The sequence below is a fragment of the Phycisphaerae bacterium genome (assembly GCA_028714855.1).
Taxonomy (GTDB): Bacteria; Planctomycetota; Phycisphaerae; order Sedimentisphaerales; family Anaerobacaceae; genus CAIYOL01.
This window is the reverse complement of the sequence record JAQTLP010000008.1, coordinates 19318-32774: the sequence shown is the minus strand read 5'-3', so window position 1 is coordinate 32774 and position 13457 is coordinate 19318. Positions and strand designations below refer to the sequence as shown.

Genomic DNA, 13457 nt, shown 5'->3' with positions numbered 1-13457 from the left:
GATTATGACGAGGAAAGTGGTGCTGATTTGCATAGTGGGGGTTGTTTTTGTTGTCGGCTGTCTTGAAAGTTGGGCTAAAACTGACAGTTCCAAAATTCAGCGAATAGATACACCTGCCGGGATGATTGAGTATTTACACAAGCAGCGTTTGCCGACGATGGAATCCGTTGAGGTTTGGCAAAATGAATACGGACCGGGACTGAAACTTACTACCGCTCATTATGAAGTTTTTACCACGCTTCTGGAACCTTTGATGCTTACGCAGGTTCCGGGGTTTATGGAATCGGCGTATCGCGGCTATAACGGCCAGCTGCCTGAGCCGGTTGAGACGAAGACCAAGTTTACCATCTATCTTTTTGGCGAGCGCAAACAGTGGGAAGATTTTACGAAGGCCTTCACCGGTCCGCAGGCGCCGCTGTACTGCAAAATAAAATCTGGTGCGTATTATCTGAATGACGCCTGCGTGGCGTATAATATCGGCAGAGAGCGGACTTTTTCCGCACTTGGCCATGAGGGCTGGCATCAGTTCAACAAGAAGCATTTTAAGTTCCGTCTTCCGAGCTGGCTTGACGAAGGTATCGCAATGCTCTTTGAGACCAGCAGGTTTGAACGGGGCTTTTTTAATTTTGAGCCGGTTCAAAATTTGAGCCGATTAGGTTCATTGAAAATAGCGATTATAAAAAACCAGATGATACCGCTGCGGGAACTGATAGCTATGAATCCCGGCGAAGCGCTTGTCGCCGGTGACGATAAGGTGATGGCTTTTTACAGCCAGTCATATGCGCTGGTGCGGTTTTTGCGGGAAGATGGGTATGGAAAACGGCTCGGCAAATATCATCGGCTGCTCGAAGACGGCCTGGAGGGCAAATGGCCGTTTGAAGAAGGGGGCAAAAAAATCGCGGAGGACAGAAACATCCCGCAGACTGTCTGGTGGAACCGTGTCATCGGCACAAGGCTGTTCGAGTATTATATAAGCGATGATTTAGACCAAATCGACAAAGAGTATCAATTGTTTTGCAGGAAGATAGTTTACCACGTGCACTTCCAAAAATAACGCGTGGAGGGGAAAATGCGGCATCCAGTATCGTTCATTTTAGCATCGGCTTCACCGAGGCGAAAACAGTTGTTAGCCGAAGCCGGCTATAAATTTAGGGTTGTTCCGCCGGAGATTGATGAGTCGGAGTTTGAGGGGACAGAGAGTTGTAAGTATGCTGAACAACTGGCTTTAGCAAAAGCAAAAAATGTAGGCGAGAAGTTTCCGGAGAGTTTGGTTGTCGGGGCGGACACGGTTGTGGATTTTCAGGGGGAAATAATCGGCAAGCCCGCTGATGAAAAAGAGGCGGAAGTCATTGTCAGAAAACTATTTAGCGGACCGCATAAGGTCATAACAGGTGTTGCGATTGTCAGGGCATCTGACGGCGTGGAGGTTGTTGAAAGCGATACGACGACTGTTTATCCTAAGCCCTTGACAGATAAGGAGATAGCGGGGCATATTAAGGGCGGCTCGTGGGAGGGAAAGGCGGGGGCGTATGGGATTCAGGAGGGCGGGGACGCGTTTATCGAGCGAATAGAGGGGAGTTTTACGAATGTGATGGGGCTGCCGATGGAACTTTTGGGGTGGATGATGGAACAATTTGGTCGTTAGTTTCTGGCAAAATAGACAAGATGGGGGTTTTAGGTAAGGGTAAAATGTGTGAAAAAGTGGTACAAATTGGTAAAAATGTACGCGAAATTGGTACAAATGTACGTGAAATTGCTGCAAAGTGAGGCAAAAAGTGGATGAGCAGATGGGGTGATGAGTAAATGAGTAAAAAAAGAAAACCGGGTATAGGTTAACCAAATTAACACCTTCTGCCACGAACTAAATTCCCCAATTTACAGCCAAAGGGACAACTTTCTTGGGGACGGGGACACTTGAAAAAAAAATTTGACATTTTTTTATATTTTTCATTTTTCTTTCTTGACCTGATGGAAAAAGAATAGTTTATATCAATCATCGCGATATACAAGGACAGAAGTAAACAGGAAAGAGATGATGATTGCAGCAGCGAGGGTGAACATTTCGCTAAAGGACAATAAGACAGGGTCTTGTGCTGCGCAGGCACAGGAGGAGTTTACATTTACACATTTTTAAAAGGAGGCAGAAAATGTTGACGCGAAAAATTATTGTTGGAATTATGGCAGTTTTGTTTGCGGCAGCTTCTTTTGCCGATGCAAAGGTGCGTAACGTAAAAGCCATCGGCGAAGAAGCCCTAAGAAATGGGAAAATAGCTGCACCGCCAGCCGGTCACGATTTCACGAAGGTACAACCCGGCGCATCTTACAAAGAGGGCCGGCTGCTTGTACGTTTTGAACCACGAGAAATTAAAGGAAAGCTATCAGGAATGAGCGTTGGGGAGAAAAAGCGGATATTGGATTCTCTTGGAGGAGCTAAGGAGAAACACAGTTTTGATATGGTTCCTGGCCTGAGCTTAGTAGAACTGCCAGCAGGGATGACAGTAGAAGAGGCACTTAAGAAATTCAACAAAAAAGGTGGGATTTTATATGCAGAACCCGATTATAAAATCACATTCGGGTCAACATTTCCAAACGATACCAGTTTTAATGACCTTTGGGGGTTGCATAATATAGGCCAGTCCGGCGGAACATCTGATGCCGATATTGATGCTCCAGAGGCATGGGACATATCCACCCACAGTGATATTATCGTGGCGGTCATCGACTCAGGTGTTGACTATACACATCCTGACCTTGCAGACAATATATGGATCAATACAGGCGAGGTTCCCGATAACGGTATTGACGACGACGATAATGGTTACATAGATGACATACGTGGTTGGAACTTCGACCCTAATAACAACGACCCTATGGACTACGAACCCCATGGCACACATTGCGCAGGAATAGTGGGAGCCGTCGGCAACAACGAAGAAGGCATAACAGGTGTCTGCTGGAACGTGAAGATAATGGCGCTGAACATCGATACAGCGCCTTATACTTGGGAAGCATTTGTCTCCAATGCATGCAAGGCAATAGATTACGCAGTTGACAATGGGGCACAGGTATTAAACGCCTCATGGGGAACTCAAGATTATAGTCAGTCACTAATGGATAAGATTTGTGTTGCGGGAGAGGCAGGCGTGCTTTTTGTAGCTTGTGCTCAAAACCAAGCTAATTTTTCCAGTCTGAATAACGATATACGCCCAATCTATCCGGCAAGTTATGATTTGGATAACATCATAGCTGTGTTGGCAACGAACCATAATGACGGCATTTGGTCCGGTTCTCACTATGGTGCAACTTCGGTCGACCTTGGTGCTCCTGGCAGTGATATCTTGAGTTGTGTGCCGGGAGGTGATTACGAGTCATGGGATGGCACATCAATGGCAACCCCATATGTGGCCGGTGCCTGCGCACTTATCTGGTCGAGAAACCAGTCATTGAACTATCTGCAGGTAAGAGATATTATTCTCAATACAGTTGACCCTATACAGGCCCTGAACGGCAAATGTGTTACAGGCGGCCGGCTGAATCTTTATAAGGCAATCACTGCGGTTCCGGCCCTTGACCTGACCAAAGCCGATAATGTCACTGACGGGAGTTCAGTCCTACCAGGCGATGATATAATTTATACTATTAGTTACCGCAATCCGGTTACCGAACCCTGCCTCGGTATCGTCAGCGATGTGAATATCATTGATTATCTTCCGGTTGAGCTTGAGTTTATCTCCGCCTCCGGCTCCAACAGTGTTTATGACCCCCTCACACACACCGTTACCTGGCACATCGGGACGTTGCTGCCCGGGAATGATTTTAATTTCATTACGCTCACAGTCAAGGTGAACGAGCTCGCCAAACCCCTCGGTACTATCACCAATACTTGTGTTGTCGAGGCCAGTGAGATTCGGCTTACCAGCGCTGTTGAGATTACGAATGTAAACTCATGGAAACCTGATATTGTCTATGTCAACAAGCATTCTCCTTCCTGGCCTAAAACGGGTATGTCATGGGAAAACGCTTACCTGGAGCTGCGGGACGCTCTCAATGCCTTTCGCATCTCCGGCTGTAATGAAATCTGGGTAGCTAAGGAAACATACAAGCCGACTTCAAACCCTGACGATGACGAGGCGACATTTGAACTAATCGACGGCGCAGGGTTGTACGGCGGATTTGCCGGCACAGAAACAACCCGCAGCCAACGCAACTGGCTCACAAACCCAACCACCCTGGACGGCCATATAGATGATAGCAACGTGTTATACCTGGTGACGGCTTCAAACGTCAGCGAAACAACTATTGTTGATGGTTTTACAATAACCAGGAGCACTAGTGCAAATGTTCTGATTGACGGTTCCTCACCAATTATCCGACACAATAATATCACGGGAGGCAATACTTACGGCATACATTGTAAAAACCAGTCCTCGCCAACTATTACAGACTGTAACATTCAAAACAATCGCTCCTATGGAATATATTCTCTTGGCTCAGAGCCGAACGTAATTAACAGCCTTATAAAAGATAACCAGAAAACTGGAATATACTGTAATCAATCCGACCTTGCAGTGAACAACTGCACTATCGAGGGCAATAAAGGCTGCGGCGTATACAACACAGCATTTTCATCCGCTATTGTTGCAAATAGCATAATTCGGAACAATAGGACCTCCGGTTCGAGCTCTGGTGATAGCCATGGAATATATTACGGGCCGATTTCTCAACAGACGACTCCAGCCATCAAAAATAACTTGATATACAACAACAGCGGGAATGGAATCATGATTGATGACGTTGATGCTCAGGTAACAATTCTAAATAACACCATTACCAAGAACACCAGCGGCGGAATAACCCACACTTCACCTCATAGTATCAGCCACGAGATTACTAACTGCATTGTTTGGGGCAACAGCTCTGCCCAATTATACGCCTATACTCCCGGACCTTTTGACGTAACATATTCCTGCATTCAAGGCAGTTCCCTTTACCCTGGCGAACATAATATTAAAGATGACCCTTGTTTTGTCGATTATGCCAACAACGACTATCACCTAAGTATCAACCTCGATTCACCGTGCATAGATATTGGTAACAATAGTGTGGCGACTTGGCCTTACGACATAGACCAGCAACCGCGTGTGATGGGTGGGCAAGTGGATATCGGGGCGGACGAGGCGTTTGAAGAAGACATAACCGAGCCTATTCCTGACAACTGGTGGAAGTTTGATGACGGAAGCGGGACTAACGCGGATGATTCGGCAGGCAATAATGATGGAACACTTATTAATATGGAGCCGGCTACGGACTGGGTCACCGGCCAAATCGTAGGAGCGCTTGATTTTGACGGGGTTGATGATTATGTGGATGTCCCGAGTTTTACAGTTGATACAAATAATGGAACAATTTCATTATGGTTTAAGACATCCGCGGACTTTTCAGGAAACTACGGCAGCCAGGGATATTTAATAAGCCAGGACAGTAAATATGTCGGTTACTTAACAGTTGAAGGAAATGGGACTGTGCCTTACAAGATAGTCGGTGAGACTAATACACAGGATGACTATTTTGTCACTGCAGATGACGCAGCTCCCGCAGGCGTATGGAACCACGTCGTTGTATCTTTTTACGAAAAAGTAGCAAAAACATACCTAAATGGTGAGTTAATACAAACAGAGCCAGTTACCGATTCTTCCCTGACTCTTACCCGCATTGGCGGGAGGACGAGCGAGTTCTTCAACGGCCAAATCGACGACGTCCGTTTCTATGACAAGGCTTTAAATGTGGAAGAAATCGAGCAGATTTATTGGGTAGGGCGCGGCTTAAAGGCATACTGCCCCAATCCCGGTGACGGAGCAAGAGGCGTGGACCCAAATACAGAGCTCAGCTGGTCTCCAAACAGATACGCCATCTCGCACGATGTGTATTTCGGCACCGATTATGATGATGTAAATGATGCCGACACATCTTCAACAACTGTATACAAGGGCAATTATGACATTAGTACCTTTGACCCGTGCGAGGTGGGGCTGAACGCCGGCGTCACTTACTACTGGCGGATTGACGAAGGGTATCCCGAGCCAGTAGTTAAAGGAGATGTATGGAGCTTTAAGATATCTGGGGTTGAGCCTAACCTTGTCAGATTGTGGGAGCTTAATGGAAACGCCGATGATTCAGCCAACGGCTATGATGGAACTGTCTATGGAGCAACGTGGACAACGGGTCAGATAGGCGACGCGTTGAGCTTCGATGGAAGCGATGATTATATGACTATCCCCAGTTATACAGTCAGCACCAATAAAGGAACAATTTCATTCTGGTTTAAAACGTCCGCGGATTTTTCATCAAACTACGGCGGCCAGGGATTTTTAATAAGCAAGGACAGTCAGTATGTCGGCTACTTAACACTCGAAGAAGAGGGAACCGGGTATTATGGGATAGTCGGTGAGACTGATTCGCAGGATGACTATTTTGTCATTGCACACGATGTCGCTCCCGAAGACAATTGGAACCATATTGCCGTATCTTTTGACAATAAACAAGCGACAACGTACCTAAATGGTGCGATAATAGATGATTCAAGGTCAGTTACCAATTCATATCTGACTCTTACTCGCATTGGCGGAGTATCAACTGTGTACTTCAACGGTCAAATCGACGATGTCCGCTTCTACGACAAGGCTTTATCTGAAGTAGAAGTCGGGCAGATTTATCAGGAGGACTCAAGTCAAGGAGTATTTAGTCTGTGTTATCAAGGTGATGAGAATAAAAAGGCATCTAATCCGAACCCTGCCGACGAGGCAACAGGTGTTGGCGTAAATTCAGACCTTAGCTGGACAGCCGGTGAAGAGGCGCAAACCCACGACGTATACTTCGGCGACACCAACCAGCCAGCGTTCGTGTGCAACCAGACAGGCACAACCTTCAACCCCGGCATATTAAGTTATGGCACGACTTACTATTGGCGTATTGATGAAAGCAACGGTGTCGACACAACTACAGGCGACATCTGGAGCTTTACGACAGTGGCCGGTCCGAATCCCAACAGATGGTGGAAGCTTGACGAATGCAATGGTGTTACCGCTTATGATTGCGTCGGCGACGATGACGGGACGTTTAACGGCGATGACCCATGCTGGGTGACGGGGAAATTCAATGGCGCGGTTGATTTTGACGGCGTTACGGACTACTTCTCGGTATCAAGTTTGAACAGCTTGTTCAATAACAGCAGTGTTTTCACAATCGCCGGCTGGTTTAATACAGACCAATCAACAGGGATGCAAACAATTGTCGGACAATGGTCGCAACACTCCGGCGATTACTATGGCTGGCAAGTCCTGGTGGAGAACAATAAGGTTGTAGCAAAATTCGGCGGCGACGTTGCGCCGATGACCGAAATAACAGGGACAATAAATGTAAGCAGCGGGTGGCATCACTTTGTGTTAGTCAATAATGGTTCGAGCAATGCTATCCTGTATGTGGACGGCGAACCCGATGGAACGGCCGGGTCGAAGTACATGGACATATATGATACAAAGTTCCGGATAGGCGACGGCAGCTACGGCAGCGGGACTCTTGAAGGCGGGCCGTTCAACGGGATGATAGACAATGTTATGATATTCAACAGAGTGCTGTCGGCTGAAGAGGTAAAACAGCTTTATGACGAAGGAACAGAAGAGTAAGCTAAGGGGGCACAAGCTGTGTGATGTCCGCGGCGAACAGGAATAAGAAAAGCTGGGAGCGGTTTTAAGCTCCCAGCTTTTTTGGTTTTGTCATTAGTGCCAGGTTGTTTGTTCGAGCCAATCCTGCGCGAGCAAGGCGAAATCAAAGAGGTCGATAATTCCATTGCGATTGAAATCGGCATACAACTGCTCACCAGTATTCAGCCACAAAGACGAGAGTATATCGATGTCGCTATAATCAGATATTCCATCATTGGTTATGTCGGATAACAGAGCCCAATCGTAAGGCGGGATGGATGCTTCTGCTGTTCCGCCGAAGGCGCCCATATCGATACGAAGATTATGTCCCCAGATATTGTTGGGGTCATCTGGGACGGAGAGCAATTCATCGCCGAGCGGCGAGCCGGGGTTGCCGGCGTCAATGCAGCGGCTGGTGACATCGTCATAGGCCCAGCGATTTCGCACAGCGTCCCAGCTCCAGCCAGCACTTTTTAAATGATAGTCGTCAGTATCCGCGTCAACAAAACAGGGGTCAGCATTGATATTGCTGATTCCAGCCCAGCCGCCCTGAACATCAGAAAAAGAAACGGTTGGAGAACTAATCCCCTCATTATATAACTGCGGCCCTGTTTGTGCGGTATTACCCCAGAGAATGCAGTTGGCCAACGTCGGGTTACTGGAGGATAAATTGCACATCCCGCCACCATAGAGACCATCCAAGGAGACCGAGTTGCCTGTGAAAGTACAGTTGGTTACGGTCGGACTGCTGGAGGAGAAATTGTACATTCCGCCGCCCTGGATTGTTACCGAGTTGCCGCTGAAAGTGCAGTTGGTTACAGTCGGGCTGCTATTATCACGATTACACATCCCGCCGCCGGTTTGTGCGGAGTTATCACTGAATGTACAGTTGGTTACAGTCGGGCTGCTGGAGGATAAGTTGTATATCCCGCCGCCCTTGGACGCCGAGGAGTTACCTGTAAATGTGCAGTTGGTTAGGGTCGGGCTGCTGGAGTAGAAATTATACATTCCGCCGGCGCTGTAGGTTGCCGAGTTGCCTGTGAATGTGCAGTTGGTTACGGTTGGGCTGCTGCTATCGTTGGACATCCCGCCGCTACTCATCGCTGAGTTACCACTGAATGTGCAGTTGGTTACTGTCGGGCTGCCGGAGGAGTTATACATTCCAGCGCCGAATCCCATTGAGGACGAGCCATCAGCATTACCCGCGGTGATTGTGAAGCCGTCCAAGATAGTGGTGGGATTGGTGCCGGAGCTGGTAACGACGTGGTAGCTGTTGTCGCTATTGTTATACTGAACATTAATATCGCCGCTGAGGGAGGTTACGTATATGTTAGGGTCACGGTTTCCGCCTGCTGTTGGGAAGCCGCCGTAGATTGCAACACCATTTTTGAGCTGGAAGGTCGCTGTCCGGTTATTTGTGCCAGCGGGATATAGACTATTGGCATCGGGTTTATAAATGCCTTGTGCAACCCGAATTTCGGAGGCGGAGCCAGCCGCGGTAATGGCATCCTGAAGATAGTTATAGGCATCGGTCCAGCTTGAGCCGTTGTTTGCACCGGCGGCGCCGGCATCGACGAAGATTGTCCCTGCCTGAGAAGGAATGGCTAAAAACAGGCAGATAAAGGCAGAAATCAACTTTTTCATATACTCGCCTCCTAAATTGCATATGAACTAAAATATGGGATTTAGCCGGAAAAGTCAAGGGGAAAAGCGGGAGGATTGGTTAATTGGTAATTGGTTAATTGGTAATTGGTTAATTATTTAAATGGTGTGAAAGATAAGAAAGGTACGAAATAAAATTTTTTGTCGTTAGTCGCTGGTATCGAGAATGCTCATAAACGCTTCCTGGGGGATTTGGACTTGGCCGACGGACTTCATGCGTTTTTTGCCCTTTTTCTGTTTGTCAAGCAGCTTATTTTTTCGGGTGACGTCACCGCCGTAAAGCCCGGCTATTACGTCCTTGCGGTACGGCTTGATGGACTCGCGGGCGATTATTTTGCCTCCGATAGCCACCTGCAGCGGAATCTCGAACTGATGTCTCGGGATGCTCTTACGCAACTTGACGAGCAATTTGCGGCCACGAAGCTCTGCTACCGAGCGGTGAAGAATCCGGGACAAGGCGTCGACGGGTGTCTTATTGACGAGGATGTCGATTTTGACAAGGTCGGCAGCCTCGAACCCGAGGAAAGAATAATCCATAGTCGCATAGCCGTGACTGATTCCCTTGAGGTTGTCGTAAAAATCGTAGACGATTTCCGCGAGCGGCGCCTTGTATTCGAACATAACCCTGGTGGTGCTGATGTAGTTTGTCTGCAAGAGGCGACATCGCCGAGCCTCGGTCAGCTTCATTATGCCGCCGATGCTGTCTGTGTTGGTGATAATTTCGAGCTTGACCATCGGTTCCCGCAGCTCATTAATCTTTGTTTGGTCGGGCAGCTCGGCGGGCGAATCGATGCGATGGACACAGCCATCGCTGGTAACCACCTCATAGCTGACAGTCGGGGCGGTCTGGACGACGTCGACGTCGCTTTCCCGTTCCAGCCGCTCCTGCACAATCTCCATATGCAAGAGCCCGAGAAACCCGCAGCGGAAGCCAAATCCCAGCGCGGGGCTGTTCTGCGGGGAGAACGTAAAGCTCGAATCGTTCAGGGCCAGTTTTTCAAAGGCCTCGCGCAGCTTCGGATAGTCAGTGTCGGCCCCCGGGTAGAAATCGGAAAAAACCATCTGGATAGGAGTTACGTATCCCGGCAGGGCTTTTTCGGCAGGGGTTTTATCGTCGGTGATAGTGTCGCCAATCTGGACGTCGTGCAAATCACGGATATTGGCAATGACGTATCCGACCTCGCCTGTTCCCAAGCGGTCCACAGCTGTCATCTCAGGGGTAAACTTGCCAAGCTCGGTTACGTTATATGTTCTGGAGCTACCCATCAGCCGAATTTTCTGCTTGACGTTCAGCGTTCCCGCAAAGACCCGCACGTAACATATTATGCCTCGGTACTCGTCGGGCTGACTGTCGAAAATCATCGCGGCCGTCGGCTCATTGCTCCTGTCGGGCGGCGGGGGCAAGAGTGTCACCACCGCTTCCAAAAGCTCCTGCACTCCCAGTCCTGTTTTTGCGCTGATGCGAAAACACTCGTTCCTGCTGATGCCGAAGACGTGCTCGACCTCTTCGGCCACCAATTCGGGCTGGGCCGCGGACATATCGATTTTGTTCAGCACAACCAGCAATTCCACGCCGGCGTTCACCGCCAGATAGGCATTGGCGACTGTCTGCGCCTGCACACCCTGGCTGGCATCGACTACGAGCAGTGCACCCTCGCACGCCGCCAGAGCGCGGGAGACCTCATAATGAAAATCCACATGCCCCGGTGTATCGATGAGATTGAGCATATAGACCTTGCCATCGTGCTCGTAGCGCATTGTTACGGCTGAAGCCTTGATGGTGATGCCGCGCTCTCTCTCAAGGTCCATAGCGTCGAGAATCTGGTCGACCTTTCGACGCGTGTCGACAGTGCCTGTCAGCTCGAGCATCCTGTCAGCGAGGGTGCTCTTGCCGTGGTCGATGTGCGCCACAATCGAGAAATTACGTATGTTTTCCGTGCCCATAGCGATTATGAAAGTCTAATATCTTCCTAAATTGTTGAGTATATACCGGAAACGGCCGATTTGCAACAGTTCGCCGAATCCCAAAAGCGGAGTATCAATTTTCGTTGAAAGTTGCTGCCGTATAGCATAACCTTTGTGCTGTGGCCTGGGGGCTAAATTATAGGATAGTCAGGTACAAATGAATTTTGGGGTAATGCGGAAGAAGCAGGAAGAGCTGGAGGCGAGGATGACGGCGCTGGGGCTGCGCGAGGCGGACATAGAGGAAAAATATGTTCGTTCATCTGGGCCGGGCGGGCAAAACGTAAATAAGACAGCGAGCTGCGTTTATCTAAAGCACGCCGGAAGCGGGCTGGAAGTGAAGATGCAGCGGGAACGGTCGCAGGGACTGAATCGGTATTATGCGAGAAAGCGATTGTGTGAGCTGATAGAGCGGGAGAAATTAGGCTCGAAGAGTCCGGCAGCATTAGAGGCTGCGAAGATTCGCAAACAGAAAAAGCGTCGCAAACGCCGAAGCAATAGGACAGGTTTGAAGGGAACAATATGACGGATGATTATTCGGGAAATGAGGGTTCGACAACTGATAATGAGGGACAGGATGGGCAAACCCAGGAACGAGCATACGAGGAAGTTTTCGCTGAGATAGAGAAACAGAGAACGCAACAAAAAAGCTGGTTGACAAATATTTTTATTCTTGGGTTCTCTTTGCTGATATTTTTCCAGCTCGGTCTTTTCAGTTGGGGGCTGGAGAGTTTGATTACGCTGATCGGAGTTATATTAATTCACGAGATGGGACATCTTTTCGGGATGCGTCTGTTCGGCTATAAGAATGTTCAGATGTTTTTCATACCTTTTTTCGGGGCGGCCGTTTCGGGTGAAAAGCGTGACGTAGCCGCTTACAAGGAAGCGATAGTGAGCTTGCTGGGCCCGGCGCCTGGAGTAATCATCGGCTGTGTATTGCTGGTTATTTTTGCAGCGACGGGGCGAAAGGATTATTTAAATTTAGCGAATATGTTTCTTTTTATTAATGTTTTCAATCTTTTGCCTTTTTATCCTTTAGACGGCGGGCGATTTTTGTATACGGTTCTTTTTTCAAGAAACCGGTATCTTGAGTTGTGTTTCAGGATTTTTGCGGCTTTGGCGCTGATTTTAGTAGGGTATGCTTTAGGCGCGTGGCTGCTTGCAGGTTTAGGCCTGCTGAATCTTTGGGTTGTGAGGATTCCGTTTAAACTTGCGAAAGCGGCGAAGGATGTGAAGCAAACGGAGTCCTGCCGCACTTTATTTGCCTGCAGCATCGCGGAAGTTGATTCTGATACTATTCCGCCAAGTGTTGGAAGGGTCATTATCGACAAGGTTTATGAACTATTTCCTCCGCCGGTTGGCATTAATATTGTAGCAGGTCATACCAAGCAGATATGGGAGAGGATTTGTTTCCGGCCGGGCGGGGTATTTTCCACGGCAGGGTTATTGGTTGTGTATTTCTTTCTTTTCTTATTTCCATTGGCGGCGTTAATAGGTTCTGTGGTAGTAGGGCGAAGTAGTTTAGTGGAGACCAAGATGGTTGAGTATCAGAAGCCGGATGGCTCCAAGGGTCTGAAAGAGCAAAAATACTTTGGCGGCAAACTATCATCTGAGACAGAGGTTGACCCTGAAAGCTATCTATACCATGGTAAGTATATATCATATTCATATGCTGATGCGAATACGGTATCACAAGAGGGGACATGGAGTGATGGGAAATGGGATGGTGAGTGGAAAACTTATAACAGCCAAGTAGGATTGGTGCGCGTGACTATTTTAGATAAAGGTAATTTTGTGTCGCAAAAGGAGAAAGTTGACGGCCAATGGGTCGAAAAGAAGTGGGAAGATTTACCTTCCCTATATAGGCGGGTGATAAAGAAACAACAAGAAAAGGTGTCCGGGCCGAAGAAAAAGCGGGAATGATTCTTGTTCGAACTATGGGGGTGGGTTATGAGTATAGATAATAGGGAACATATATTCATAATGTAAAGGGCGGTTAGAGATGGAGACGAAAAAAGGAACAATTAGAAGATTTTGGGTTTTTGCGGCGCTGGTTTGTGTTGCAGCAGGGGGGTGTTTACTGCTATTACAAGCCAGGAAGCAATCCGCCTTGAGGCAAAATGTGAAGGAGCG

Annotated in this window: 8 protein-coding genes; 6 read left to right on the top strand and 2 right to left on the bottom strand. The window is 48.2% G+C overall.

Going from position 1 to position 13457, the window contains the following annotated elements:
• The first annotated feature begins 4 nt into the window (after positions 1-4).
• From PHG53_07695 to PHG53_07680, 4 genes are all read left to right on the top strand, one after another.
• Complete coding sequence (locus PHG53_07695; protein ID MDD5381501.1) at positions 5-1054, top strand: hypothetical protein; 1050 nt, start codon at positions 5-7, stop codon at positions 1052-1054.
• 15 nt (positions 1055-1069) lie between these two features.
• Positions 1070-1645 carry a Maf family protein gene (locus PHG53_07690; GenBank protein MDD5381500.1) on the top strand — a complete coding sequence of 192 codons (576 nt, stop codon included), beginning with the start codon at positions 1070-1072 and terminating at the stop codon, positions 1643-1645.
• Positions 1618-1767 carry a hypothetical protein gene (locus PHG53_07685; protein MDD5381499.1) on the top strand — a complete coding sequence of 50 codons (150 nt, stop codon included), beginning with the start codon at positions 1618-1620 and terminating at the stop codon, positions 1765-1767. Before PHG53_07690 ends, PHG53_07685 begins: the two co-directional genes overlap by 28 nt.
• 380 nt (positions 1768-2147) lie before the next feature.
• On the top strand, positions 2148-7682 hold the full coding sequence (locus PHG53_07680) for a S8 family serine peptidase (protein ID MDD5381498.1): 5535 nt from the start codon (positions 2148-2150) through the stop codon (positions 7680-7682).
• A gap of 93 nt (positions 7683-7775) precedes the next feature.
• On the opposite strand, the gene PHG53_07675 is transcribed toward PHG53_07680, so the two are convergent.
• Both PHG53_07675 and lepA read right to left on the bottom strand, forming a co-directional pair.
• Positions 7776-9344: a right-handed parallel beta-helix repeat-containing protein gene (locus tag PHG53_07675; protein ID MDD5381497.1), complete on the bottom strand. Its 1569-nt coding sequence runs from the start codon at positions 9342-9344 to the stop codon at positions 7776-7778.
• A 165-nt stretch (positions 9345-9509) separates the two neighbouring features.
• Positions 9510-11306, bottom strand: a complete 1797-nt coding sequence (gene lepA, locus PHG53_07670; GenBank protein MDD5381496.1) for a translation elongation factor 4 — start codon at positions 11304-11306, stop codon at positions 9510-9512.
• 193 nt (positions 11307-11499) lie between these two features.
• Between lepA and PHG53_07665 the strand changes: the two genes are divergently transcribed.
• Complete coding sequence (locus PHG53_07665; GenBank protein MDD5381495.1) at positions 11500-11850, top strand: peptide chain release factor-like protein; 351 nt, start codon at positions 11500-11502, stop codon at positions 11848-11850.
• Positions 11847-13247, top strand: coding sequence for a site-2 protease family protein (locus PHG53_07660; GenBank protein MDD5381494.1), 1401 nt, complete (start codon positions 11847-11849; stop codon positions 13245-13247). The genes PHG53_07665 and PHG53_07660 overlap by 4 nt, the downstream gene beginning before the upstream one ends.
• The last annotated feature ends 210 nt before the right edge of the window (positions 13248-13457 follow it).